This is a genomic window from Fusobacterium ulcerans ATCC 49185 (assembly GCF_900683735.1).
Lineage (GTDB): Bacteria > Fusobacteriota > Fusobacteriia > Fusobacteriales > Fusobacteriaceae > Fusobacterium_A > Fusobacterium_A ulcerans_A.
In genome coordinates, this window is sequence record NZ_LR215979.1 from 1,551,582 (window position 1) to 1,577,065 (window position 25,484).

At 30.7% G+C, this 25,484-nt stretch carries 24 protein-coding genes; 3 read left to right on the plus strand and 21 right to left on the minus strand.

The window, feature by feature from the left end:
- Positions 1-112: 112 nt before the first annotated feature.
- The 3 genes from E0E45_RS06970 to E0E45_RS06980 form a co-directional block, all read right to left on the minus strand.
- Positions 113-385 (minus strand): HU family DNA-binding protein, encoded by a 273-nt coding sequence (locus E0E45_RS06970; RefSeq protein ID WP_130890504.1) that lies wholly within the window; start codon positions 383-385, stop codon positions 113-115.
- On the minus strand, positions 378-677 hold the full coding sequence (locus E0E45_RS06975) for an HU family DNA-binding protein (RefSeq protein WP_130890505.1): 300 nt from the start codon (positions 675-677) through the stop codon (positions 378-380). Before E0E45_RS06975 ends, E0E45_RS06970 begins: the two co-directional genes overlap by 8 nt.
- Before the next feature lie 139 nt (positions 678-816).
- Positions 817-1,110, minus strand: coding sequence for an HU family DNA-binding protein (locus E0E45_RS06980; RefSeq protein WP_130890506.1), 294 nt, complete (start codon positions 1,108-1,110; stop codon positions 817-819).
- Positions 1,111-1,412: 302 nt separating this feature from the next.
- On the opposite strand from E0E45_RS06980, the gene E0E45_RS06985 reads away from it, so the two are divergent.
- Positions 1,413-1,841: a single-stranded DNA-binding protein gene (locus E0E45_RS06985; protein ID WP_130890507.1), complete on the plus strand. Its 429-nt coding sequence runs from the start codon at positions 1,413-1,415 to the stop codon at positions 1,839-1,841.
- A 123-nt stretch (positions 1,842-1,964) separates the two neighbouring features.
- Here E0E45_RS06985 and E0E45_RS06990 read toward each other — a convergent pair whose 3' ends face one another.
- The 3 genes from E0E45_RS06990 to E0E45_RS07000 all read right to left on the minus strand — a co-directional run bounded on the left by E0E45_RS06990 (position 1,965) and on the right by E0E45_RS07000 (position 3,612).
- Positions 1,965-2,633: a DUF3298 domain-containing protein gene (locus E0E45_RS06990; RefSeq protein WP_130890508.1), complete on the minus strand. Its 669-nt coding sequence runs from the start codon at positions 2,631-2,633 to the stop codon at positions 1,965-1,967.
- Positions 2,634-2,903: 270 nt separating this feature from the next.
- Positions 2,904-3,290: a NifB/NifX family molybdenum-iron cluster-binding protein gene (locus E0E45_RS06995; RefSeq protein WP_130890509.1), complete on the minus strand. Its 387-nt coding sequence runs from the start codon at positions 3,288-3,290 to the stop codon at positions 2,904-2,906.
- Complete coding sequence (locus E0E45_RS07000; RefSeq protein WP_130890510.1) at positions 3,283-3,612, minus strand: DUF134 domain-containing protein; 330 nt, start codon at positions 3,610-3,612, stop codon at positions 3,283-3,285. Before E0E45_RS07000 ends, E0E45_RS06995 begins: the two co-directional genes overlap by 8 nt.
- 373 nt (positions 3,613-3,985) lie before the next feature.
- Between E0E45_RS07000 and E0E45_RS07005 the strand changes: the two genes are divergently transcribed.
- Positions 3,986-5,530, plus strand: coding sequence for an AbgT family transporter (locus E0E45_RS07005; RefSeq protein WP_130890511.1), 1,545 nt, complete (start codon positions 3,986-3,988; stop codon positions 5,528-5,530).
- 43 nt (positions 5,531-5,573) lie between these two features.
- On the opposite strand, the gene E0E45_RS07010 is transcribed toward E0E45_RS07005, so the two are convergent.
- From E0E45_RS07010 to E0E45_RS07050, 10 genes are all read right to left on the minus strand, one after another.
- On the minus strand, positions 5,574-6,890 hold the full coding sequence (locus tag E0E45_RS07010; RefSeq protein ID WP_130890512.1) for an MATE family efflux transporter: 1,317 nt from the start codon (positions 6,888-6,890) through the stop codon (positions 5,574-5,576).
- A gap of 217 nt (positions 6,891-7,107) precedes the next feature.
- Positions 7,108-7,359: a hypothetical protein gene (locus E0E45_RS17670; RefSeq protein ID WP_172604169.1), complete on the minus strand. Its 252-nt coding sequence runs from the start codon at positions 7,357-7,359 to the stop codon at positions 7,108-7,110.
- Positions 7,360-7,585: 226 nt separating this feature from the next.
- On the minus strand, positions 7,586-8,524 hold the full coding sequence (locus E0E45_RS07015) for a thiamine pyrophosphate-dependent enzyme (RefSeq protein WP_096403785.1): 939 nt from the start codon (positions 8,522-8,524) through the stop codon (positions 7,586-7,588).
- 12 nt (positions 8,525-8,536) lie between these two features.
- Entirely contained in the window at positions 8,537-9,715 is a 1,179-nt protein-coding gene (gene porA, locus E0E45_RS07020) for a pyruvate ferredoxin oxidoreductase (RefSeq protein WP_130889506.1), read from the minus strand.
- Between the two features lie 16 nt (positions 9,716-9,731).
- Positions 9,732-10,034: a 4Fe-4S binding protein gene (locus E0E45_RS07025; protein WP_130889507.1), complete on the minus strand. Its 303-nt coding sequence runs from the start codon at positions 10,032-10,034 to the stop codon at positions 9,732-9,734.
- Positions 10,034-10,609: a 2-oxoacid:acceptor oxidoreductase family protein gene (locus tag E0E45_RS07030; RefSeq protein ID WP_130890513.1), complete on the minus strand. Its 576-nt coding sequence runs from the start codon at positions 10,607-10,609 to the stop codon at positions 10,034-10,036. Before E0E45_RS07030 ends, E0E45_RS07025 begins: the two co-directional genes overlap by 1 nt.
- A 46-nt stretch (positions 10,610-10,655) precedes the next feature.
- Entirely contained in the window at positions 10,656-11,852 is a 1,197-nt protein-coding gene (locus E0E45_RS07035; RefSeq protein ID WP_130890514.1) for a dicarboxylate/amino acid:cation symporter, read from the minus strand.
- Positions 11,853-11,931: 79 nt separating this feature from the next.
- Entirely contained in the window at positions 11,932-13,134 is a 1,203-nt protein-coding gene (gene ilvA, locus E0E45_RS07040) for a threonine ammonia-lyase (RefSeq protein WP_130890515.1), read from the minus strand.
- Positions 13,135-13,731: 597 nt separating this feature from the next.
- Positions 13,732-14,859 (minus strand): acyl-CoA dehydrogenase family protein, encoded by a 1,128-nt coding sequence (locus tag E0E45_RS07045; protein WP_130890516.1) that lies wholly within the window; start codon positions 14,857-14,859, stop codon positions 13,732-13,734.
- A 306-nt stretch (positions 14,860-15,165) separates the two neighbouring features.
- Complete coding sequence (locus E0E45_RS07050; protein WP_130890517.1) at positions 15,166-16,029, minus strand: 5'-methylthioadenosine/S-adenosylhomocysteine nucleosidase; 864 nt, start codon at positions 16,027-16,029, stop codon at positions 15,166-15,168.
- 184 nt (positions 16,030-16,213) lie between these two features.
- On the opposite strand from E0E45_RS07050, the gene pykF reads away from it, so the two are divergent.
- Positions 16,214-17,623 carry a pyruvate kinase PykF gene (gene pykF / locus E0E45_RS07055; RefSeq protein WP_130890518.1) on the plus strand — a complete coding sequence of 470 codons (1,410 nt, stop codon included), beginning with the start codon at positions 16,214-16,216 and terminating at the stop codon, positions 17,621-17,623.
- A 128-nt stretch (positions 17,624-17,751) separates the two neighbouring features.
- Here the strand turns inward: pykF and E0E45_RS07060 are convergent, their stop codons facing one another.
- The 5 genes from E0E45_RS07060 to E0E45_RS07080 all read right to left on the minus strand — a co-directional run bounded on the left by E0E45_RS07060 (position 17,752) and on the right by E0E45_RS07080 (position 25,373).
- Positions 17,752-20,937 carry an efflux RND transporter permease subunit gene (locus E0E45_RS07060; protein WP_130890519.1) on the minus strand — a complete coding sequence of 1,062 codons (3,186 nt, stop codon included), beginning with the start codon at positions 20,935-20,937 and terminating at the stop codon, positions 17,752-17,754.
- Entirely contained in the window at positions 20,938-22,032 is a 1,095-nt protein-coding gene (locus E0E45_RS07065) for an efflux RND transporter periplasmic adaptor subunit (RefSeq protein WP_130890520.1), read from the minus strand. It abuts the gene before it with no gap.
- Positions 22,032-24,233: a TolC family protein gene (locus E0E45_RS07070; protein WP_130890521.1), complete on the minus strand. Its 2,202-nt coding sequence runs from the start codon at positions 24,231-24,233 to the stop codon at positions 22,032-22,034. The genes E0E45_RS07065 and E0E45_RS07070 overlap by 1 nt, the downstream gene beginning before the upstream one ends.
- Before the next feature lie 447 nt (positions 24,234-24,680).
- Positions 24,681-24,872 carry a hypothetical protein gene (locus tag E0E45_RS07075; RefSeq protein ID WP_232044073.1) on the minus strand — a complete coding sequence of 64 codons (192 nt, stop codon included), beginning with the start codon at positions 24,870-24,872 and terminating at the stop codon, positions 24,681-24,683.
- 54 nt (positions 24,873-24,926) lie between these two features.
- Positions 24,927-25,373: a hypothetical protein gene (locus E0E45_RS07080; RefSeq protein WP_130890522.1), complete on the minus strand. Its 447-nt coding sequence runs from the start codon at positions 25,371-25,373 to the stop codon at positions 24,927-24,929.
- Positions 25,374-25,484 lie beyond the last annotated feature (111 nt).

Genomic DNA, 25,484 nt, shown 5'->3' on the forward strand with positions numbered 1-25,484 from the left:
TAAAATTTTGGTGCATTTTTATATTTTTTAATATAAAAAAGTACACCTTCAAATATTGATTTTATCCAATATTTATAGTGTACTTTTATCAAATGAAATAGTATTAAAAACTTTAATCCTTTTCTACCATTTTAGAAAGTCTGAACTTCACTGTCTTTTTAGGATATATTTCTATAAGCTCTCTTGTAGCAGGATTAGAAATTACTCTTGGTTTTCTTACTAATATTTCAAATGTTGCCTTCTCATGAAATTTTACTTTTCCATCCATTACCAAAGCTTCATTTAATGTTTCTATAAAGTCATTAATTTCTTTCAAAGCTTTTGCTTTACTTATTTCTCCATTACTTTCTTTTCTATAGAATTCAGCTAATTGAATTTTATTCATCATCACCACCACTCTCGTTGTTTATCAAATCTATTAATCCTTTTCCAGCTCTGAATTTTATAGTTTTCTTAGGTTTTGTATATATTACCTCAGTAGAAACTGGAACTATTATTTTTCTTGATCTCATTTCTTTAATTTCAAATAGTCCCCAATCTTTAAATTTTACTTTATCTCCTTCTTCTAATGCTTTAAAAAGCATTCTCCAAAACCTGTCAACTTTCTCCTTAGATATTTTTTTATCTTTATCTCCACTTCTTTTTTTGTATAATTTTATAAAATCTGCCTCTCTCATATCATTCCTCTCCTAAAATTTAGAATTAAAGAAATTTTATCATCTTGTTGAGGTTTTGTCAAGATAAGTGGATAAAAATAATTGATTTTAATATAAAAAACAGAGCCTTATGCTAAGCTCTGTTTTTTCATTCCATATATTAGTTCGCTTTTTTTTCTTCATTAATCCTCAAAGAAAGATTACTTCCAGTTCTGAATCTAACTGTTTTTCTAGGTGTTGAATACTGTATTTTCTTAGTATTTATATTCATTATTCTCCTAGCAGGAACTACTTTTTTTTCAAATACTCCCCACCCTCTGAAACTTACTGATTCATTTTCTTCCAATGCTTCAAATAATGTATCCCAGAACATATTTACTTTCTCTTTAGCCTCATTTAAACTTTTTAATCCTCTTTTCTTTTGATATAAACTTAAAAATTCTTTTTCTGTCATCGTGTTCACTCCTTCTGTAATTAAAATTATTATAAACAGGTACGCCTGCTTCCCATCAAAATCTTTCGTTACGTTTTATACTCTAGGTATTCATAAAAAAAAGAGATTTCCTTTTATTTTTTCCCTCAAAGGTCAATAAAATTGGACATTCAATTATTTATTAATCTATAAAGCTAAAAAATATAGTCAGAATTTTTATTTTTAACTCTCTCTTAAAAAACTTATTTAAATATCAAATTGTTTTTAGCACATTTTTCTGATATAATTACATTGTTATAGATAAAATATTAGGAGGTTATTAAATGAACTTAGTTGTTTTAACTGGAAGATTAACTAGAGACCCTGAATTGAAATTTGGGCAAAGTGGAAAGGCATACTCTAGATTTTCACTTGCAGTAGATAGACCATTCCAAAAAGGTGAAGCTGATTTTATCAATTGCGTAGCTTTTGGAAAAACTGCTGAACTTATAGGAGAATATTTAAGAAAAGGAAGAAAAGTTGGAGTTACTGGAAGACTTCAAATGAATAGATATGAAGCAAATGGAGAAAAAAGAACAAGCTATGATGTACTTGTTGAAAATATTGAATTCTTAGAAGCTAAGAGTTCTGGAGATTCTGCTGGTTATGAGCCTCATGACTATGCAGCAGCTGCTCCTGCCTCAGCTCCTAAGCCATCTGTAAAAGAAGCTGATGAAGCTCCTTTTGATGATGATGACGAATTTCCATTCTAATCTCATATAAAGATTTAAGCTGTAGAAGATATTCTCCTGCAGCTTTTTTATTTATAAAAAAAGAAATAGGCATCCACCATGTGAATGCCCATTTTCATAAGAGTTTTTTAATATTATGTAATTCTATTTCAGTAAGAAACTTTGTATTTCTGTTTTTGGAAATCTAAATACTGGCTTCCCTTCTGAATTAGGTGTTAACTCATAAGTTTCAAAAAGGAAACATATGTCATCTAATTCAAAATACATAGAAGCATTTCTAATATTTATTTCAGGTTCATCAAAAAATATTGTAACTTTATCTCCATTTGAATTTAAAACTACTCTATCACTATTTCCTTGAACTGCAGCTTTCACTTGTTCATTCAAATATGCTTCTCCCTCTTTTGTAAAAACATCATCAAAAGTAATAATTCTTCCATCTTTATTTCTTATATTAATACTTTGTGATGCTCCATATCCATGTGCATCTCCTTTTGAGATTCCATATGATCCCATTAATATTGAAGTAACTTCAAATGAATTTTTAAAAGTTTCAAATCCTTCCTCATAGAATTCAGGTGTATCCTCTTCTCCTTTTTCTATTGAATCAATAAGTGCCTTTGCATCAGAAGCAAGCTCTTCATTTAATTCCTCTACATTTTTATTTCCTGAATCTTTTATTTGAGGAACAGTAATATTATATGAGAAAGCGTCACTTTTCTTTTCAAAAGAAAGTTTGTCCACTGTTATATCTTTGGCACCTCCACAAGCAGCAAATAACACAACTAACATTGAGAAAAATATTTTTTTCATTTTTACCTCCCTAAGTTTGAATATATGTTCTATTTTATATATTCAATCAGTATCTATCAACTCCTTTAAAAATTTCATAATTTTCTTCATAAAAAATACCTTAAATACTATATTTATTTAAAAACTATCTCTAAGATTAAAATTATTTCCTGATAATAATATTAAAATTTATATTATTGATAATAGAGTTCTATACTTAATAATCATATTTTTTGTTTAAACAAAAAACAGACCCAAATCTGAGTCTGTTTTAAAAAATACTATTCAATATTAGTGTTTACAGTTATGTTCCTCATGATGATCATGATGGTGATGTGCACAAGCAACTCCATTTGAAACAAGAGTTCCTTCAAGATACGTTTTTAATATATCTTCTATTTTTCCACTTGCTCCAAGTATAACTTCTGTTCCATTAGCTTTTAGCATATCAATAGCTTTTTGTCCCATTCCACCAGTAATAACTACATTAACTTTTTGTTCAGCTATGAATTTAGGAAATACTCCTGGTGCATGTTCTGGCGTAGCTACAATTTCTTTTTTTACAGCTTTTCCATTTTCAATAGTATATATAACAAATTTCTCACAATGTCCAAAATGCCCTTCCAACATTACCTCATCATTTGTTGAAAATCCTACTCTTAAAATTTCATTACTCATTTTCATCATCTCCATTTTCTATTTTTTCATCTTTATAGTTTGAGTATGTATTTTTTAGCTTTATTGCTTTTGAGTGTAAAAATCCATCCATTATCTTTTTTCTTCCAGAAGCTAATAATCTTTGTACAGTTCCTCTTGATACACCCATTATCTCTCCTGTTTCAATTTGACTTTTTCCTTCATAATCAGATAATCTTACAGCTTCTAATTCATCTAGTTCTAATTCTACTATTTTCATCTCTGATAATGGTATTCCTGTTGGCTTAAATATAGTTTCATTTTCTAATATTCTGCAGCATCTTCTTTTTTTACCTCTAGGCATATTACCTCCTATTTTGTGCATATGCACAAAATTATTGTAGCACCATCTCTTTATTATGTCAATATTTTTTATTTCGCAAATTAAATATTCCAAAATTTTATTATTTTCTATATTTGTTAGATATATTGAGTTTTTATTTGCACTACAAAATCTTTTAATTAAATTAATTGATAAATTTTTTAAAAACAAATAAAACATTTTTTTGTTTTGTTTAGAAATAGAAATTATCTAACTTTTATAAAACTTTTAAGTCATTTTTCAAATATATTGCTAAAAAAATTATTGACTTTTACTACTTTTATATGTATATTTGTAGTATGCACTACAAAATAACTGTTGCATAAATCTTAAATTAATCAAAAGGAGAGATCTTATGTCAGAAACAAATTTAAACAAAAAAGGACTTTTGGGAAAGATAGCTGTCATTGCAAATAAGCTTCCACATCCTGTAACTATTTTCATTATTTTTTCAATTACAATCGCGATTTTATCTGTCATTCTTTCAAAAATGGGAGTATCAGTAGAAATAGAAACGATTAACCGTTCTACTAAGGCAATAGAATTACAAAGATTTGCTGTAAAAAATCTTCTTAATTCAGAAGGAATTAGATGGATATTTGAATCTGCAGTTAAAAATTTCATATCTTTTGAACCTTTAGGAGTAGTACTTTTCTTTTCATTATTTTTCAATTTTTTAAATGAAGTTGGTTTATTCCCTAGTTTTCTAAAAAAAGCTATGAAAAAAATTAATGGAAAATATGTTTCTTTCTTTATAGCATTTTTAGGTGTAAATTCATCTTTTGCTGGAGATATTGGTTATGTTTTAGTAGTTCCAATAGCTGGTATTTTGTATAAACAATTAAAAAGAAATCCAATAGCTGGTGTTCTTTTAGGATTCAGTGCTACATCAGCTGGATTTGCAGCTTGTCTTGTTTCCATTGATGCACTTTTAGGAGGACTTTCTACAGCAGCAATCAGCATAGTTGATTCTTCTTATGTTGTTACTCCTCTTGCTAACTCAATATTTATGTTTTTCTTCACATTCTTCATCACTTTCATAGTAGCCTTTGTAAATGACAAATTTATTGAGCCTAAATTAAATGAATTTTTACCTGAAGAAGAAGTTGAAGAAGATTTTGATACTTCTCTAAGCATTGAAGAAAATAAAGGGCTTAAATATGCTGGGATTGGATTTATAGTTTCATTTGCAATAATTGCACTTCTATCTGTTCCATCATGGGGACCATTAAGAAATCCAACTACTGGTCTTCTTCTACTAGGTTGGAGTCCTCTTCTGTCAGCAATAGTTCCTGTAATCTGTTTTATTTTCTTTATTCCAGGATTATTTTATGGAATTGCAGCTGGTAAAATTAGAAATGATAAGGATTTAATGTCTTTACTTTTTAAAGCTTTAGATGGTTTTGGTGCATTTATAGTTTTATGCTTCTTCTCTTCTATCTTTATATCTTGGTTTGCTTACAGTCAACTAGGAACTATCATTGCAGCTGAAGGAGGAAAATTTCTTTCTAGAATAGGTCTTACTGGAATGCCATTAGTTATTGCATTTATATTATTCTGTGCTTTTGCCAATCTATTTATTGGTTCTATGACTAGCAAATACGTTCTTTTAGCTCCAATATTCCTTCCTATGCTTCATAAGATGGGAATATCTCCAGAATTGGCTCAGTTAGCTTATAGACTAGGAGATTCATCTACAAATGTAATTTCTCCTCTGATGAGTTATTTTGCTCTTATATTGATTTACTGTAATAAATACAATAAAAAGTTTGGTCTTGGTGACCTCATTACATACATGATCCCTCATGCCCTGGCTATTCTTGTTTCAAGTATTATCTTCTTTGGAATCTGGATAACTTTCAACCTCCCAATAGGGTTTGGGACAACAAATTTCCTATAATTAACTAAGAGAGGAACTAGAAAATCTAGTTCCTCTTTTAGTTTTATTTCTTAAATAATTTTCTATTGTTGAACATGAAATAAAGCACTAATATTGCAGCAAAAGTTTCTGCTGTTGGAAAAGACAACCATACCCCTGTCATTCCAAAAATATGTGCCAGTATCCATACTGATGGTATTATAGCAACAAATCCTCTTACTATTGATATTAAAAAACCTGTTTTTGAATGCTCAATAGAACTGAAAAATACTGCTGATACTATATTTATTCCTGCAAATATAAAACCTGTAAAATATATATGAAGCCCATTTATTGCTAATAATGCAAGTTCTTTATTTTCTTTCTTATTAAATATTGAAACTAAAGTATCTGCTGATGATAATACCACTCCATAAATAACTACAGCTATGACCACAGAAAGAATCAATGAATATTTTAAAATATAATATAGCTGTTCTTTGTCTTTACTTCCATAGCTTTTACTTACCAGTGGCTGTATTCCTTGAGCTACACCTGTAAATACTGCTATTACTACTAGAGCAAGATTTGCAACTACTCCATATGCAGCTACACCTATATTCCCTTTCAATTCCAAAATTACCATATTAAATATTATCAGTACTATTCCTGAAGAAATTTCTGTAATAAATGAGGAAGCTCCTGTTCCACATAGCTCTCTTATTTTCTCAAATTTTATTTTTATCTTTTTTAAATGAAATTTGTTTCTTTTTCTTAGTAAATGAATTGATAAAAACCCCATACTAATCACTGGAGCAAGCCCAGTAGCAAAAGCAGCTCCAAACATTCCCAAATCTAAAAGGAATATAAATACATAATCTAAAATTATGTTTGAAAGACTCCCAATAACCATTGCACCCATGGAAAGTTTAGGATCTCCATCATTACGCACAAAAGCTAAAAAGATATTATTCAATATAAATAAAGGAGCAAAGCTCATAATTGTTTTAAGATAAGTACTTGTCATATTGAATGTTACATTATCTGTACCAAGCATATGACTTATCCTGTCCCCTAAAAATATTCCTGCTAAAAAGAAAATAACTCCTGTTAAAATTCCACTTTTTATTGAATAGTTAAACATATTATCTGCTTCTTCATTATTTCCTTTAGCTTTCAGCACTGCGTATTTTGCTCCACCACCTATTCCTATCATCAATCCTGTTCCATTAATAAAAGTATAAACAGGAATAGCCAGATTCAAAGATGTAAGTCCATCTGCTCCCATTCCTTTGGATATAAAATAAGTATCTGCAAGAATATAGCAGGAGAATCCTATCATCCCCATTACATTTAAAGTCACATACTTGATAAAAGATTTAAGCACAACATTTTTTTCCATTTCTACCTCCAAATAAAAAAGCGTCCGACTATCCACATCTACTAAGGCCTAAAGATGTGAAAATCGAACGCCTGATTCATTCTCTACCCGGCGGCAGAGTTACAGGTTTCCACTTATTCTTCTGCCATTATATCACATAATGGGTATTCTAATCAATCTTTCTATATCCTTTTTAAAATAAAAAGTTTATGACTATACCTTTTAATAGTATGACTACTTAATACATAAACAATACAAGTATTAAAGAAAATATAATTATATCATTTTTAAGAAAAGAATGGAACGAACCTCTTATAACTTGAGTATTCTTTTCTACTACTAAATACCGTTCAAGATTTGATATATACTGCACAATTAAACAACTATATATTTTATTTTTTCCATACCAATAGATTTTGGCATTTGAGTACTCTGCAAAAATATCATATTTTATTTTAGAAAGTTTTTCAATTTTAAAAAGATTTACCATTTTTATCTGTCAAAAAAATATTTAAATCAAATTCATCTTCCAATACTTTTCTATAAGTATTATAACTTATTGATTTTATTTCTAAAAAAGTCAATAAATATTATCAAACAAAATATTCCTCTCTTAAAATTAGATATTTTTCTTTTTATTAATTTCAACAAAAAAGCTGCCTTTTGGCAGCTCCTTTGTATAGGTTCTATTGTTTGCAGACAATATTTTATTATTCTTAAATTTCTTCTCCACATCTCTTAAGAAGTCTTTCCCATTTCAAATCCACATCTTTTTGGATTCTATCTATGATATGTCTGTTTTGTGGTTTAAATAGATGCTTGAATCTTCCTTGTTTTTTCAAGAATTCTTCTACAGGCAGTTTTACTTTTGGTCTGTAGCTTAATTTCCATTCTCCATCTATTACTTCAAATAGTGGCCAGTAGCAAGTTTCTACTGCCAGTTTACACATTTCCATCAGGTCTTCACCTTCATATCTCCATCCTCTTGGGCATGGTGCTAATATGTTTAGGAATGCTGCTCCCTCTGTATAGATTGCTTTTTCTGCTTTCTCATGAAGGTCTTTGAAGTTTCCTATAAATGTTGTTTGAGCAACATATGCCACATTGTGGGCTGATATTACATCTGTAAGATCTTTTCTTCCCTGTGGTTTTCCTGCGCTTTCTTTTCCTATTGGAGTTGTAGTTGTATCTGCTCCTATAGGTGTTGCTGATGATCTTTGGATACCTGTATTCATATATGCTTCATTGTCATAACATACATAAACCATATCATGTCCTCTTTCCATTGCTCCTGAAAGTGATTGGAATCCTATATCATAAGTTCCTCCATCTCCTCCAAAAGCTATGAATTTATATGATTCATCTATTTTTCCTTTTTTCTTTAATACTTTGTATGCTGTCTGGGCTCCACTTATTGTTGCTGCTGCATTTTCAAATGCTGAGTGAATAAATGAATCTTTCCATGCTGTATATGGATAAAGGAAAGTTGATACTTCAAGACAGCTTGTTGCACTGCATATTACTGCCTCATCTTCCTCTTTTAATGCTCTTAATACTCCTCTTACTGCTACTGGTGCTCCACACCCTGCACACATTCTGTGTCCTCCAGTAAGTCTTTCAGGTTTTTCCATTTCTTTTTTGAAATTATATGCCATATTCCTTTCCTCCTACCCTCTTACACCAAAATGTCTATATGTATCTTTTACTTCTTGATCTTTCTCTGCCAATAGAGTATTAAAGATCTCTTTTATATGATTTACAGTTATATCTCTTCCTCCAAGTCCATATACATAGTTGATCATTTTTGGTCTTGGGCTGCAGTCATAAAGAGCTGATCTTACCTCTGCAAATACTGGTCCTCCAGCTGCTGAGAATCCTTCGCATTTATCCATTACTGCTACCATTTTTACATTTTTAAGCGCTTGTGCTATTTCCTCCATTGGGAATGGTCTGAATACTCTGATTTTTAGAAGTCCAACTTTTTTACCTTCTTTTCTCATTTCTTCTATAGCTGCTTTAGCTGTTCCAGCAGTTGAGTTGATAACCACTATTGCAACTTCTGCATCATCTAATTTATATTCTTCAAACAGTCCATATTTTCTTCCAGTAAGTTTTTCATATTCTGCTGCTACTTCAAGAATTACTTTTTTAGCATTCATCATAGCATGAGCTTGGCTTACTTTATGTTCCATATAGTAAGAAACAATATCATATGGTCCTACTGCTGTAGGTCTTTTAGCATTTAGAAGATAATCTTCTGGGTTGTATTCTCCAACAAAAGCTTTAGCTTTGTCGTCTTCTAATAATTCTATATTTTCAACAGCATGGCTTGTGATGAATCCATCCTGACATACCATAACAGGAAGTTGAACATCTGGATGTTCTCCTATTCTGTTAGCTTGAAGCATATTGTCATAAGCTTCTTGATTTGTTTCACTGTATAGCTGAATCCATCCAGCATCTCTTGCACCCATAGAATCACTATGGTCTGCATTGATATTGATAGGTCCTGTAAGAGCTCTGTTAACACATGCTAAAGTTACAGGAAGTCTTGCAGAAGCTACAACATAAAGCATTTCCCACATCAATGCAAGTCCGCATGATGAAGTAGCAGTCATAGTTCTAGCTCCTGCTGCTTGTGATCCCATTGCAGCCGACATAGCGCTGTGCTCTGATTCTACTGGAATAAATTCACTGTCTACTGATCCATCAGCAACATATTGAGAGAAATATTGTGGTATCTCTGTTGATGGAGTGATTGGAAAAGCAGGTACTACATCTGGATTTATTTGTCTCATTGCTATTGCAATAGCTTCGTTTCCTGACATTCTTTCTCTTATACTCATTAATTCTACCTCCGAACTACTCTTTTATCAATTCTATTGCTTTGAATGGACATGCTTTAACACAAATTCCACATCCTTTGCAATGATCCATATCAAACTCTAATCTTTTTCCATCTTTTACAGGTATTGCTGAATCTGGGCAGCAAGGAACACATAGAAGACAGTCAATACATTTATCTCTCAAAAGAACTGGTTTCATTGATCTCCAGTCCCCTGTTCTGAAGTGCTGAGCACTTCCAGCTTCATAAACTACTCCACCAGGAGTTATATCTCTCCAGCTAATATCTTCAGTAATTGGTACACCAGCTTTATTTTTCATTATTCTTTCACCTCATTCATAGAACGTACTAATGCAGCCATATTTCCTTTTAGTACTTCTGGTTTACTTGCAAATTTGTGCGCAAAAGAGTTTTCCATTGCTTCTAGGAAAGCTTTTTCTTCCATAACTCCACTTACTTTTACAACTGCTCCAAGCATAGGAGTGTTAGGGAAGTTTTTCCCAAGAGTTTCCTCAGAAATAGTTCTTGCATCACAAGTACATACTCTTCCTTTGTATCCTTTTAAAAGAGCTTTAAATTCAGAAGCAGGCTTAGAACTATTGATAATGATAGCTCCATCCTCTTTAAGACCTTTAGTAACATCTACACTTTCAATAAGAGTTTCATCAACAACAACTACAAAATCAGGTTCATAGATATTAGAGTGAACAGTAACTCTATCTTTAGAGATACGATTGTAAGCAGTAATCGGAGCTCCCATTCTTTCAGGTCCATACTCTGGGAACCCTTGAACGAACATTCCACCACTGAATGCTGCATCTGCCAAAAGTAAAGAAGCCGTTTTGGCTCCTTGCCCACCTCTTCCATGCCATCTTATTTCAAAAATTTCTTTCATAATTACCTTCCTTTAAGTATTTATTGTAATATTAATAATTAATATTTTATGCTTCTACAGTTTCTTTTTTCTCTCTTTTTATTAATTTGAATCCAGCAATTTTATTAACCATTATAGATATAGCCCCATCTCCAGTTACATTACAAGCAGTTCCAAAACTGTCTTGAGTTAAATATAGAGCAATCATTAAAGATGTAAGTTCTGGACCAAATCCCAGCATACTTTCTAATAATCCAAGTGCTGCCATTACTGCTCCACCTGGTACTCCTGGTGCTGCTACCATTGTTACTCCCAGCATAAGAATAAATCCAAACATTCCTGAGAATGTGATAGGCATTCCGTTTAACATCATTACTGCCATTGAACAGCTTACAAGTGTTATTGTACTTCCTGATAGATGGATAGTAGCGCATAATGGGATTGTAAAGTCTGCAATTCCTTCATTTACTCCATTTTCTTTAGTTTGGTTAAGAGTAACTGGGATAGTTGCTGCTGATGACTGAGTTCCAATTGCTGTGAAATATGCAGGAAGCATTTTTCTTATTAATAATAATGGATTAGCTCCTGCTAAAGTTCCAGCTATTGTATATTGAACCAATAGGATAACAAAGTGAAGAATTATAATTATTCCAAATACTTTTGCAAATACTGACATGATTTTCACTATTTCTCCAGCATAAGTCATATTTGCAAAGATACCTGCTATGTATAGAGGCAAGAATGGAATAATAATATTTGTTATTATTTTTTCAACTATTGTCTGTACTTCATTCATAAGGTTTTTAAGAGTTGTTCCTTCAACTACTGCAATTCCAATACCTATGATGAATGCCATTAACAATGCTGTCATAACTCCCATGATTGGAGGCATATCAACTGTTAAATAACCACTTAAAAGTCCTGCTTCTGGATGGCTTCCTTCTGCTAAAGCAGCTCCACTTGGAAGTATCTTTTTAAGTAAAATAGAGTTTGTAAAGAATGCTAATGATCCAGACACAATTGTTGAACCATATGCAAGAACTGTAGTAACTGCTAATAGTTTTCCAGCTTTTTTACCTAAATCTCCAATACCAGGTGCTACGAATCCTAAGATTATCAATGGAATTACAAACTGTAAAAAGTTTCCAAATAATCCATTAAACGTCATCATTATTCTTAGTAATGGTACAAATCCAATTTTTCCGATTATAATACCTGCTATCAAACCTATTATAAGCTTTGGTAATAATCCTAATTTTTTCATAAATTCCACTTCCCTTTTTAGTTTTTTATATACTTATTTTTATTAACCTGCTTTTTAATTCCTAATTAACCCTATTTTATTAGTGAATTTCATATCCTGCTTCTATTATTTTAGCTCTTACTGCATCTCTATGTGTCATATCACTGCATTCTATTACCAATGTTACTTCCTGCATTGTTATTCCTAATTCGACATTATACATACTTTGTGTTATAAATAGAATATTGGCTCTGTTTTCTGTAATCAAACTTAATAATTTTTCTGTTTCTCCAAATCTGTCATGTACTTTTACTTTGAATTCATATCTTCTTCCTGCATTGATTAAAGCTCTGTTCAATACTCTTTCTATAAGATTTACATCTATATTTCCTCCAGACACTACTGCACATGTCTTTTTACCTTTACAGTCAACTTTTCCTGCCAAAATTGCTGCCAAAGGTGTTGCTCCTGCTCCTTCAGCTACTACTTTGCTTTTTTCCATTAAGAATAATATTGCTCTTGCTATTTCATCTTCTGTTACTGTTACTACTTCATCTACATATTGTTTTACAAGTTCAAGAGTTTTACATCCTACTTTTTTTACTGCTATTCCATCTGCTATTGTTGGTGTTGCGCATACTTCACAACATTCTCCCTTTGCCAAAGCTTCTGTCATTGATGCGGCATTTGCTGATTCTACTCCTATGATTCTTACTGATGGATTGATTGATTTTATTGCTGTTGCTATTCCTGCAAGAATTCCTCCCCCTCCAATTGGTACTAGTACTGTATCTATATCAATTGCATCTTCTAATATTTCTAATCCTATAGTCCCTTGTCCTGAAATTACATAGTCATCATCAAATGGATGTAGGAATATTGCTCCTGTTTCTTTTTGAATTTCACATGCTTTCGCAAAAGCGTCATCATATACAGTCCCACATAATACTACTTCCGCTCCATAGCCTTTTGTTGCTGCCACTTTTGCTATTGGTGCAGTTTCAGGCATTACTATTGTTGATTTTATTCCTTGTGCTGTTGCTCCCAAAGCTATTCCCTGTGCGTGATTTCCTGCTGATGATGCAATAACACCTTTTTTCTTTTCTTCTTCTGTAAGGTTAGCTATTCTGTTTAGAGCCCCTCTCACTTTAAATGATCCTGTCTTTTGAAGGTTTTCCAATTTAAATAATACTTTCCCTCCCAGTTCTTTTTCCAGTGTAGGGCATTCTATTAAAGGTGTTCTTTTGATTGAATGCTCAATGGTTTCCTTTGCTTTTTTGATTGTTTCTAATGTTACTGCCATGACTTTCCTCCTCGGTATTAACCTGATTTAATAAATCATTTCTTTTGTTAATCTTTCTGATTCATATTTTATTAAAATTAACCTTTTTATAATTTCTTTTTTTAATTCTAATATAATATAAAACAGTTCCTTATGTTTTAAATTAATATATTAAGTCCTGAAACTTTATCCCTTAATACGACTCAAGTATAATACTATGGTTATATTTAGTCAACTCTTTTTTATTGATGAAAGTAATATATTATATATGATTATTATATTTAATTTAAATTACAGAATAGTCAAAGTTCATTTTTTTTTACTACACTTTTTTTAAAATTATAAATAATTCTATTTAAAATATTAATAAACCCATTGATAAATATACTTTAGTAATAACATTACATTACAAAAATTTAAAAAATTGTTTTGTTCATTTATTTAGTACACTAGTAATTTTTGACCTTTTTTTGGCAACAAAAAAATAGGAGAATTTCTCCTATTTCTTATAAATATTTTTTTTAAATAAATTCTATCAATATATTTTTTTTAAATCTCAATAAATTTTTACAGTTTTTTACATATCAATTTCTATATTTTTCTATCATTTATTTTTTATTATTTAATTCCCATCCAATTTGCTATGACAATTTTTTGAACTTCTGAAGTTCCTTCATATATTTCAGTAACTTTAGCATCTCTCATCATTCTTTCAACAGGGTATTTCTTTAAATATCCATTACCACCAAGAAGCTGTACTGCTTTTTCTGTTACTTGCATTGCTGTTTCTGAAGCAAGGAACTTTGCCATCGAAGCCATATACCCATAATCTTCTCCTCTGTCTTTCATATCAGCTGCCTGATAAGCCAAAAGTCTAACCGCATTTATTCTAGTTTGTAAATCAGCTATTAAAAATTGTGTATTTTGAAATTGAGATACTTTTTTTCCATTAACTTCTCTTTCTTTTACATATTTTATTGCTTCATCTAAAGCACCCTGAGCTAGTCCCACAGCTTGTGCTGCTACTCCTATTCTCCCACCATTCAGTGTACTCATAGCTATTTTGAATCCTTCTCCCTCTTTTCCCAATAAATTTTCTTTAGGCACTGCACAGTTTTCAAATATAAGCTTGCAAGTAGACGAACCTCTTACTCCCATCTTATCTTCTGGTTCTCCTATTGAAAAACCTTTTGTTCCTTTTTCTACTATAAACGCAGATAAATTGTTTTCAGCTTTTTCCATATCTGTTTTAGCAAATACTACATATGTTTCTGCTTCAAGAGCATTAGTTATCAAAACTTTTTCTCCATTCAATATGTATTTATCTCCATCTAATACTGCTGTCACTCTTGTTCCTGCCTGAGTTTCTGTCCATCCAAATGCTCCAAGCTTTTCTCCCTTTGCCAATGGTGCTAAAAATTCTCCTTTTTGTTTTTCGTTTCCATATTGATATATAGGCCATGCACATAGAGATGTGTGAGCTGACATTATTACACCTGTTGCTGCACATCCTTTTGAAATTTCCTCTACAGCTGCTATATATATTTTATTATTGAGTCCAGCTCCGCCATATTTCTTATCAAAAGGTATTCCCATAAATCCTTTTTTACCCATTTTTATTAAATTTTCTATTGGTGCTTTTGCTTTTCTATCTACCTCTGCTGCTGCTGGTTTTACATATTTTTCTGTAAACTCCTTTACTTTCAAAATAAAATCCTCATGTTCTTTGTCAATTCTGAAATCCATATTATTCCTCCATCTATATTATTTACTTAATTACTTATTTTCAAGTTAATTTTAGCACAAAACATTAATAAAATAAAATTATATATTTTTATATTTAAATAATATTTTTTTATATATTTTCAGATAACTTTTATCTATGATGTTGCTGCTTTTTTAAATACTCTTGATCTTATAGAAAATATGGGAGCTAATATTATTTTTAAAAATAATATGCTTTTATGGAAAATTATTTAAAATTTAAAAGTGGATGACCAAGTTTCTAAAATTTAATCTAGCTTTTTGGTCATCCACTCTATATTAATAATATTATTTTTCAAGCATTTTTATATATTCTTTAACTATTTTTTCTACATAATCCTGACAATCTTTTGCTGTACTGGGATCATATTTTCCACCATTTGTTTTATTATTTGATAAAACTCTGATTGTAAGAAATGGTACTTTATATGCTTCACAAATCAAAGCAGCACTGGCAGCTTCCATTTCCTCTACACTTGATCCAAATTCTTCATGAAGCCAATTTATTCTATCAATTTCATTATTCCAGAAGTTAGCTGATGCCACAGTTCCTTCTACAACTTTTCCTCTTTTATATTGACTTTTTACTGCATTTGCAGCTTTTAAAAGCATAGGATTTCCTTCATAATAACGAACTTTTTCTGCATCTGTTCCTTCTCCAGCGCTTCCTTCAGAAGCCATTACATCCATAGGCAGCCATTCAAAAGGATTACTTCCTTCTTTTTCATTTCTAGTTAGAGTTTTAAAGTTTCCAGCATTGAATGTTCTCTTTCCTAGAACAATATCTCCAACATTTAAAGACTTGTCATGTCCTCCAGAAGTTCCCTGATTTATTATAGCTGCTGGCTTGAATCTTTCTATTGCAATAGCAGTTGCAGCAGCAGTATTTTCCATTCCCTTGCTTGTTTTAGTAACAATTACAGGATATCCTTCTAATGTCCCTATGTAGAAAATATAGTTTCCTGTTCTTTCCTCTCTTACATTTTCAAGTCTTGCAGCTAAATTTTGAGCTTCAATAGGCATAGGTCCTTGAATTATTATAGGCTGCTTTGGTACTGAATGTGATGGTACAGTTACACTTTTAACTTGTGCATAAACTGTCGAAACTGAAAGCACCATCAGCAATAAAACTTTTTTGAATAAATTTTTCATCATTTCCTCCTTAGATATTTTAATATATTAGATTCTAGTATAATATAATATTAATTGAACTTTGACAAGGTATTTTCATATATATTTTGTAAAATTTCAAGATTAAGGGTATAATATAATAGTATTTTAAATTCATCATAAAAGTAACTTTTTAGAAGAAAAGATATATTCAGGAGGTATTATTGTGAAAAAAACAAAAATAATATGTACCATTGGACCAAGCTCTGAAACAAAAGAAACTTTGAAAGAACTTCTTAAATCAGGAATGAATATGATGAGACTAAACTTCTCTCATGGTAACTATGAAGAACACAAAGAAAAAATAGATAATTTCAGGGCAGCACAAATAGAAACTGGTATCAGAGCAGCTCTTATGCTTGATATTAAAGGTCCTAAAATAAGAACTACTAAACTTAAAGATGGAAAAAATGTAAATATAGTATCTGGACAGGAATTCATTATCACTACTGACAAATCTGTAATTGGTGATGAAAAAATGGTAGCTGTTACTTATGAAGATATTATACAGGATGTTAAAATTGGAGAAAAACTTCTTATTGATGATGGACTTTTACAATTCAGTATAAAAGAAATCATTGGAAATAAAATAATATGTATAGCTTTGAATAATGGAGAACTTGGAGAAAATAAAGGTGTCAATCTCCCAAAAGCTAAAGTAAGCCTTCCTGCTATATCTGAAAAAGATAAAAATGATCTTATTTTTGGTTGCCAGCAAGGTGTTGATTATGTCGCTGCTTCATTTATCAGAAAAGCTGATGATGTAAAAGATGTAAGAAAAGTATTAAATGAAAATGGTGGAAAAGATATTCTTATAATATCTAAAATAGAAACTCAAGAAGGAATAGATAATTTTGATGAAATATTAAAAGTGTCTGATGGTATCATGGTAGCAAGAGGAGATCTTGGAGTAGAAATACCTATTGAAGATGTGCCTATTGCTCAAAAGATGATGATAGAAAAATGCAATGCTGTTGGAAAAGTAGTTATTACAGCTACTCAAATGCTTGATTCTATGATTAAAAATCCTAGACCTACAAGGGCAGAAGTAAATGATGTGGCTAATGCAATCCTTGATGGTACAGACTGTATTATGCTTTCTGGTGAATCTGCTAATGGTAAATATCCAGTGGAGGCAGTTAGAGTAATGACTAGAATATCAGAAAAAATTGATCCTCTTGTTTCTAAGAAAAATTATTTTACAGAGGATATGACAATCACTACTGCTGTCACTAAAGGTACTGCTGAAATAAGTGAATCTCTTGATACAAAAGTTATAGTTGTTGCAACTCAGTCAGGTAGAGCAGCTAGAGATATGAGAAGATATTTCCCTAAAGCTGAAATTGTAGCAATTACTAATAATGAAAAAACTGCTAATCAGCTTCTTATTGTAAGAGGAATTACTCCTTTTATTGATGGACAGCCTGAAAGTCTGGATTCATTCTTCCAATTGGCAGAAAAAGTCTCTGTAGACCTGAAACTGGCTACAAAAGATGATATTATAATAGCAAACTGTGGAGAATCTATATTTAAAGTTGGAACTACCAACTCTATAAAATTAATAAAAATAAGTTAGATAATTTTAATAGTATATGAAAATGAGAATGTTTAAGAGCAGAGTTATTTTTTCTGCTTAAAAAACATTCTCATTTTTTAATTTTTCTTTGGATATTTTATAATTAGAAATATAATTTTAGAAATTCTCTATTTTTTACTTTCTATCTCTAATTTTTTTCCATCATACACATAATCATTAAAATCTACTTTAAAGAATAGTGCATATATTACAGGAATTATTCCAAGAGCCAGTACGGTATCAGTTGCCAGCCCAAATATCAATACTACTGCCAATGGCTGAAACAAAGGTCCTCCAAAGAAATATAGGGGCATAAGTCCCATAAGTGTAGTGGCAACTGTTAAAAATATTGGTCTTAGTCTTGACTGACACCCAAATACTATTGCATCTTGATCATTTCTTCCTATATCATCTTTTTCTATAGTCATTTTATCCACAAGAATAATAGCGTGATTCAAAACTACCCCTGCCAGTGAAATTATTCCTATAATAGCCATAAATCCAAGCTGAGTATTTGTACATAAAAGTCCTACTGCTATTCCTGGTATAGATAAAGGAATTACAAGCATTATTGATAATCCTTTTTTTATAGAATTAAACTGTCCTATTACCAGTAAAAACATAACCAATAATGCTGTTGGAACAGCCTGAAACAATGCTCCCTCATTTTCAGAAGAAGTTTTCATTATACCTGCTGGATAGTATTTAATTTCTGGTCCCCATTCTTTTAATTTCTCAGTAAGCCAAGGAATTATTTCATCATTCACTTCTGGGGGCGTATATCCATCTTGTATTCCTGCATCTACTTCTATTCCATATGACATATCTCTTGTATATACAAAATCTGGCACATATTCCACTTTAATATCTGCTATTTGATTAAGTGGCACTGATACTCCTGATGGAGTCATAAACTGTATAGTTTCTATATTCGTAATATCATCTTTATATGATCTTCTTCCTTTAAGCATTATAGGAATAGTAGTACTTTTTGGCGGTGCTTCAAAATTTCTATATACAGTAGCATTTGTTCCCTGTAATATAAATTGAAGTGTTTTTCCAACTACACTATTTGATAATCCTGCTTTTTTAGCTTTTTCCTGATTTATATTTATTGTTATTCTAGGAACATCATTTCCCCAGTTATTACTTACTGCTCTTATTCCTTTTACTGTTTTTATCTTTTCTTCAAACTCTTTTGATACTTTTTTCAAAAGTTCTATATTATCAGAAACAAATACATATCCTAAATCTTTCTCTAAAGATACTCCACTTCCCATCCCTTTAGTGGTTATATCTATTCCTGGATATTTACTCTGCATATACAGGTTAATTTCAGAACTTAGTTTTTTTATTATTCTATAATCTGTGACATTATACATTACATAGGCATATTCTGGAAGCCTTGTTTCAGGCTGATAACTTGTAGAATATTTAGGAGCTCCTCCACCTATAAATATTCCCCAGCTCAATATTCCTTGTTTCCTATATTTTTTATCTGTACCTCCAGTAGTTATATAGTTCCACAAAGAAGGCGAAAGAGGTTCCTGTTCTCCAGTACTGTAATTTTTCTTTACAAATTCATTTAAATCCTTTACCACTTCCGCTGTACGATTAATATCTGTTCCTTTTGGCATTCTTATATATGTAGACATTACAGGGTCTGTAGAATCAGGCATAAAGTTTTTTGGTACTATTCCCAAAAGTACAAGTCCAAGGCAGAAAGCTCCTATTGTTATACATATGGATATCTTTTTATTCTTTAACAATGTTGTAAGAATTTTTCTGTAAATAAGGTAAGGTTTAGAATCCATATTCTGCTTGCTTCCAGATTTCACTTTCAGAAAATCATAACATAATAAAGGAATCAATGTCTGATTGATAAGCCAAGAACCAAGAAGTGCAAGTAATACAACAATTGTAAGAGGTCCTACATATTCTCCCATGTTTTCTTTATTTAATATAATGGGAGAAAAGGCTACTATTGTAGTAAGCGAACTTACAAGAAGGGGTACAGCTAATGTTTTCCCAGATTCCAGACAAGCATCCATTCTGCTTCTTCCTTCCTGCATCAGCACCATTATATTTTCTGACATTACTACTGCATTATCTACCAGCATTCCCAAAGCAATTATTAATCCTGCCAATGTTATCTGATTTATTCCATAGCCTAGATAATATAATCCTATTATAGTAAATGCTATAGATGTTGGTGTCAGTGCTGCCACTATTAATCCAGAACGAAGCCCAAGGCACAGAAGCATTACAATTACTATTGTCACTATTGCTTGTACTAAGTTAGCTATAAAAGATGTTACTTTATCCTGTACCAGATCTGGCTGATAGTAAATCTGTCCAACTTCTATTCCAATAGGAAGTTTACTCTTAAAGTCTTTCAAGACACTTTTTATTCCTTTACTCATTACCAAAACATCTTCTTTATCTCCAAGAGATACTCCCAATGTTATAGCTTTATCTCCATTGTATGAAATCATGTAGTCTGAAGGTTCTTTATATGTCTTTTCCACTGTTGCTATCTCTTTTAAATATATAGCATTTTTTCCATTTGAATCTGTTATTATAGTATTTTCTATATCTTTTATATTTTTAAAATTTCCTGTTGGAGATATTTTTATTCTGTAATCATCAGATACTACATCTCCTCCATTTTCTATTACATTGACATTTTGAAGCGTTTCTATTATATTGCTCATGGATATTTTAGATTGTGAAAGTCTTTCATTATCCACCTTTACATAAATAACTTCACTCTGCACCCCGCTTATATCTATTCTTCCTATCTGAGGCACTGAAAACAGAAGCTTCGCTTTCAGATTTTCAGCTGTCTTATATAATTCTTCATAGGAATAACTATCTCCACTGATTGTAAGAAGGGTTCCATATATATCTCCAAAATATGTATTAATTATTGGTGTCTGTACTCCTTCTGGCAGAGCAGGAACAACAAAGGTATTTATTCTGTTTCTCAGCTCCTGCCAGATTGGAACTAAATCTCTGTTCCCACTTTTAATATTTACATAAACATTTGATTGTCCAGGTATATTCTTTGAGTCTACATAATCTAAAGTTTCTATATTCTGGATCTGATCTGCTATTTTTTTACTTACTAAATCAGCCATCTGCTTAGAAGTTGCCCCTGGCCAGTTAGTTGTTATCTGAGCTACTTTTACAGTGAATCCTGGATCTTCTGATTTTTCTGATTTCTCATATGACATATATCCCACAAAAAGAAGAGTTATAAATATCAAATAAGTAGTTACTTTGTTTTTTAAAGCGACATCTGTAAGTTTCATCTAATTTTTCACTCCTTCCACCAGAGAAACTTCCTGACCATTTTGAATCTGTGAAACTCCTTTTATAACTATATATTCTCCAGATTGTATTCCATCAAGTATCTCTATTCCATTTTGATTTATCTCTCCAGTTTTTATCAATCTTCTTGCAGTATGTCCTATTCCATCATTTATATCAGTTATTATATAGACATAGGGTCTGTTCTCTGAATCTTTTAGTATTGCTTCAAATGGAACTGTTATATTCTCTTTCTCTTTTGATTCTAAAAGTACATTGGCAGTCATTCCAACTCTTACATTTTCTGGAACATCTTCCAATTTTGCCTTTACAGGATAAGTATTCCCAAATTCATTTGACACAGTTCCTATATTAGTTATTTTCCCAGTAATAAGAGCTCCTGGAATAAAATCTATAGTCACTAATACCTTTTCTCCCTCTTTCAAAGTAGGCACTGCTGATTCAGAAACATTAAATTCCACTGTCTTATCTCCAGAAGTATTTAGTATAAATACTGGTGTCTGTGGATTTACTGATTGATTGACTTCACTTTTTACCTCTCCTATAGTTCCTTCAGCTGGTGCTTTAAGTTCTGTATATCCCAATTGAATTTTTGCTAAATCAACACTATTCTTTAAAGCATTCATTGTTGCAGCTGCTGATCTATATGAAGCTACTGCATTATCATAACTGGCTTTTGATATACTGTTTTCGAGATACAGAGCCTGTGCTCTTTCATAACTTGATCTTGCTTCTGTATATCCTGCTTTTCCTTTTTCCAGCTCTGCCAGAGCTTTTTGATAATTTACTTTATATTCTGTAGGGTCAAGTTCTGCTAATATATCTCCTTTTTTCACATGATCTCCAAGTTGTGCCATTCTTTTTTCAATAGTTCCAGATACTCTAAAGCTAAGACTGGATAATGCTTGAGATTTTATTACTCCTACATAATTTTTAGGAATATTCTCATCTGTTTTCTTTGCAATTTTATACACAACAGGTCTTACAGCCATATCGTATTTATATTCCTGTTCCTTTTTTCCACAAGCACTTATTACTAATGTTAAAATTGATATTATTAATATTTTTCTTTTCATTATTTATACTCCTTTAAAATACTGGATAATTGATTTCTCAACTGCTCTTTTTCATTCTGACTCATTGTCAAAGACGATTTTCCATATAGATTTTCCAATTTTAATATAGAATTAAAAAGACTGTAATTTTTTATTGTATTTTCTAAAGATTGAGATAGTGCATTATTTTGAGCATCTAAAAAATCTGTAATAGTTATACTTCCATTTGAATAAAGATTTTTTACTATCTTCATATTTTTAGCTGCTGCTTCTGCTGCCTGCTTGGAAGCATAAGTTTGTATATAGTTAGTGAGAAATTCATTGAAAGATTGAGATACTGCTTGTGACAATTGAGATTCTGTCATCTTTTTGCTGTAATTTAATGACTCTATCTCACTTTGAAGAGATTTTCTCTTATAATGAATCTCACCACCAGAAATGAGAGGAAGAGTTATTTTAATTCCAGCCTGCCAGTACTCATCTTCTCCATTAGGTGGATAATTTCTATTTTTCCCCCATGGTTCTATCATGTTATCTTTGTTATATTGAGCAAAGGCTTCTATAGTAGGAATTACTCTCTCTCTTCCTGCTGCTGAATATTCTCTTTTCTTTCCTTTTATCTCATTTTCTATGATATTCAGATTATTTGAATTTTTTAATGCTCCCTCAAAAAGAAACTGTTCAATAGCATCATTTTTTTCACTGTTTACAAAAAAGCTACTAAAATTTCTATTAAATACAAAATATCTTGATATATTTTCCAACTCCTCAAAACTATATTGTTGATTTTTAGGTAAATCAAGATAAGTATTTAATTGAATAGTTGATTGCTTTATCTGATTTTTTACTGAAACAATATTTGAATAAGCTTCAGAAACACTTGATTCCAATCTGTAGATATCCTGTACTCCCCCTGCTCCTACTTTATAATTTATATTTGCTATTTTCAGACTTTCTTTAAGGAGATCATAGTTGCTCTCCTGTATTTTCAACTGTGCATTTAATTGCAGAATATTCAGATAGGTAGAAGACACATAATAGATAACATCCAATTTCTGCTGTTCCAAGTTTGATCTTTTACTTTCCATAGCTAATTTTGAAAGATATACATTTGTATTCAACTGCTCGCTATAAATCACTTGAGATAGCTGCAAATATGATTTTGCTGAGTTCTGTTGAGCCTTATTAAATACAACATCATTACTCTTTTTATCTAGGAATGTCCCATCTATATTTGCTGATAACTGAGGTAATCTATATGAATTGCTAACATTTACATCATATTTGCTTGTAGTTAAATCCTGATTCTTTTTCAGAATTTCAAGATTGTTTTTCAATCCAATTTCTACAGCACTTTTTAAATCTAATTTCTTTAATTCCACTTTCTTTTTATTTATAACAGAAACTTCCTGTATTACACTTAAAGGAAGGCTATATCCTATTTGAATTCCAACATCTTCATTGTAAAATAGTTCTCCCTCTGGAGAAGTTATTTTTTCTATCTTATTGATTCCCTCTCCTGTTTTGAAATAAATATAATTAAGTACAGAAGCTTTAATTCTCTTTCCAAGTTCGTCATTCATGTCATATCCAATAAAAGCATACTTATCTAAAGACTTTTCATAGTCAGCAAGGAAAGTCGGAATATCCTCTCTTTCAGATTTCTCTAAAAATTCCCTACTTGCCTTTTGAATATTTATTTTGATAAAATTATTTTGATATTTTTCTTCAAGTTTTTTCATATCATTATCAGATAGATTAGATACAGCTATGTTTATTTCAGAAACTCCTGGTATTTCCTTTATTATTCCTATTCCTTTATCCAGATTTAATTCTCCATATATATAGCTCACATTTTTAGGTACAACTTTTTGACTTTTCTCAAAATTCAATGGAAAAAAATACAGTTTATTTCTATTCAGCACTTTATAATTTTCAAGCTTTGAACTACTGAATATAAAAATAGAATCAAGCTCCTTATTCTTGCCCATTTCTTTTAATGCCTGTTCCAAATTATTCTTACCAAGATAATCTACCTTGGATATTTTAGGAATATATCCAGTCTTCGAAAAATTTTTAGCCAGCTCTTTCTGCAAGACTTCCACTGTATTTCTAGAAAAATTTGAATTGCTGTCAAATATAATACCAACATTCAAATCTTTTGCAAAAATGCACAAATTCCAGAGAAATACTCCAAATAAGATTAAAATCTTCTTTTTCATAAAAAATTTTTACCTCCATTATTTAAATTTTATTTTTTTATCAATTCAAAAATAGTTATCAAATACCCTGATTTTATTTTCTGTTTTTATTTTACTTACAACATCTTTTCATTGTGAACAAACAGGGATTGATATTTAGGTCATTAGAAATAAAAAAAACTTTCCTTTTTTATTTTTTAGATTTTATCTTTTTACAATAAAAAAAGAAGCCATTTTTACAATAGCTTCTCTTTTTTCTAAACTATATTTTTTCTCAGAAGTAAGAATGTAGTTTCTGGAGTAAACACATTCATATAAGTCATTTTATTTTGTTCATTTTTTCACAAAATAAACATTTAATTAACAACTTGAGTAAATAATACTACATTTAACGTGGTATTACAAGCTTTTTCTTTCACTCAAATTTTTCTTTAATCGGTTTCTTTCTTTAAACTAAATAATTTCTCTCTAAAATTTTTTTGTTTGTCTATTTAATTTCTTCCTAAAGATAAAGATAACTCCAAGCCATTCTCTTCCAGCAGTTTTTTGTCTGACAATATATTTTCTATTTTTCCATCTTTTATTATCTTTCCCCTTTAATATGAAAATTCCTCTGTCACAAGGATCAATATCTGCAGAAGACTCATCAAGCAATATCATCTCTGACTCTATTGAAAGAATGGTACAAGCTTTTTCTGTCTAGATGAATATTACTTAAAAACTCCATAAATTCATTTCAAGACGTTTTCTCATAGTAAAAGCTGTAACAAGCATAAGAAAAACTCCTCCAATAAGCATTATTCCCCCATATGACAAACTTGTCATCTCCATTCCTAAGCTTTTTAATAGAGGCATAGGATCACTTTGAAAACTCATAAATAATCCATTATCTATATTTTTTGCATATCCAACAATAAATATCAAATCTCTCAAAGCTAATAATCCTGTAATAGCTGAAAATATCCTTACAATAATTATATATTCCTTATAGAAAAGATAACATAACAGCACTCCCAATAGAACTAAAATTATTCCATTTAATTCTCTTGCATTCATTGAATAGAAATTTATTTTTTCTAATGATGGAACTTTTACTAAAGGACAGAATGTAGCTAATGCTATCATAACTGCTCCTAACATCCCTATAATTTTTCTTTCCACAAAATCACTCCCCTGTTTTGTTTTTTATATATACATGTATATTACCTCACATTCTAAAAAAAATCAATATTCTTATGCAAAGAAAAACTTTTTTAGAAGTCATTTAAGTTC

What these genes read in the sequence shown, in the direction of transcription:
- E0E45_RS06990 (WP_130890508.1), bottom strand. Translation starts at nt 2,633, where the DNA reads ATGAAAAAAATATTTTTCTCAATGTTAGTTGTGTTATTTGCTGCTTGT.
- porA (WP_130889506.1), bottom strand. Translation starts at nt 9,715, where the DNA reads ATGAGTATAAGAGAAAGAATGTCAGGAAACGAAGCTATTGCAATAGCA.
- E0E45_RS06975 (WP_130890505.1), bottom strand. Translation starts at nt 677, where the DNA reads ATGAGAGAGGCAGATTTTATAAAATTATACAAAAAAAGAAGTGGAGAT.
- E0E45_RS07025 (WP_130889507.1), bottom strand. Translation starts at nt 10,034, where the DNA reads ATGAAAAATAAAGCTGGTGTACCAATTACTGAAGATATTAGCTGGAGA.
- E0E45_RS07000 (WP_130890510.1), bottom strand. Translation starts at nt 3,612, where the DNA reads ATGCCTAGAGGTAAAAAAAGAAGATGCTGCAGAATATTAGAAAATGAA.
- E0E45_RS07015 (WP_096403785.1), bottom strand. Translation starts at nt 8,524, where the DNA reads ATGGCATATAATTTCAAAAAAGAAATGGAAAAACCTGAAAGACTTACT.
- E0E45_RS06985 (WP_130890507.1), top strand. Translation starts at nt 1,413, where the DNA reads ATGAACTTAGTTGTTTTAACTGGAAGATTAACTAGAGACCCTGAATTG.
- E0E45_RS07070 (WP_130890521.1), bottom strand. Translation starts at nt 24,233, where the DNA reads ATGAAAAAGAAGATTTTAATCTTATTTGGAGTATTTCTCTGGAATTTG.
- E0E45_RS07030 (WP_130890513.1), bottom strand. Translation starts at nt 10,609, where the DNA reads ATGAAAGAAATTTTTGAAATAAGATGGCATGGAAGAGGTGGGCAAGGA.
- E0E45_RS17670 (WP_172604169.1), bottom strand. Translation starts at nt 7,359, where the DNA reads ATGGTAAATCTTTTTAAAATTGAAAAACTTTCTAAAATAAAATATGAT.
- E0E45_RS07010 (WP_130890512.1), bottom strand. Translation starts at nt 6,890, where the DNA reads ATGGAAAAAAATGTTGTGCTTAAATCTTTTATCAAGTATGTGACTTTA.
- E0E45_RS07005 (WP_130890511.1), top strand. Translation starts at nt 3,986, where the DNA reads ATGTCAGAAACAAATTTAAACAAAAAAGGACTTTTGGGAAAGATAGCT.
- E0E45_RS06995 (WP_130890509.1), bottom strand. Translation starts at nt 3,290, where the DNA reads ATGAGTAATGAAATTTTAAGAGTAGGATTTTCAACAAATGATGAGGTA.
- E0E45_RS07075 (WP_232044073.1), bottom strand. Translation starts at nt 24,872, where the DNA reads ATGATATTGCTTGATGAGTCTTCTGCAGATATTGATCCTTGTGACAGA.
- E0E45_RS07060 (WP_130890519.1), bottom strand. Translation starts at nt 20,937, where the DNA reads ATGAAACTTACAGATGTCGCTTTAAAAAACAAAGTAACTACTTATTTG.
- E0E45_RS06980 (WP_130890506.1), bottom strand. Translation starts at nt 1,110, where the DNA reads ATGACAGAAAAAGAATTTTTAAGTTTATATCAAAAGAAAAGAGGATTA.
- ilvA (WP_130890515.1), bottom strand. Translation starts at nt 13,134, where the DNA reads ATGGCAGTAACATTAGAAACAATCAAAAAAGCAAAGGAAACCATTGAG.
- E0E45_RS07045 (WP_130890516.1), bottom strand. Translation starts at nt 14,859, where the DNA reads ATGGATTTCAGAATTGACAAAGAACATGAGGATTTTATTTTGAAAGTA.
- E0E45_RS07050 (WP_130890517.1), bottom strand. Translation starts at nt 16,029, where the DNA reads ATGAAAAATTTATTCAAAAAAGTTTTATTGCTGATGGTGCTTTCAGTT.
- E0E45_RS06970 (WP_130890504.1), bottom strand. Translation starts at nt 385, where the DNA reads ATGAATAAAATTCAATTAGCTGAATTCTATAGAAAAGAAAGTAATGGA.
- E0E45_RS07065 (WP_130890520.1), bottom strand. Translation starts at nt 22,032, where the DNA reads ATGAAAAGAAAAATATTAATAATATCAATTTTAACATTAGTAATAAGT.
- E0E45_RS07035 (WP_130890514.1), bottom strand. Translation starts at nt 11,852, where the DNA reads ATGAAAAAATTAGGATTATTACCAAAGCTTATAATAGGTTTGATAGCA.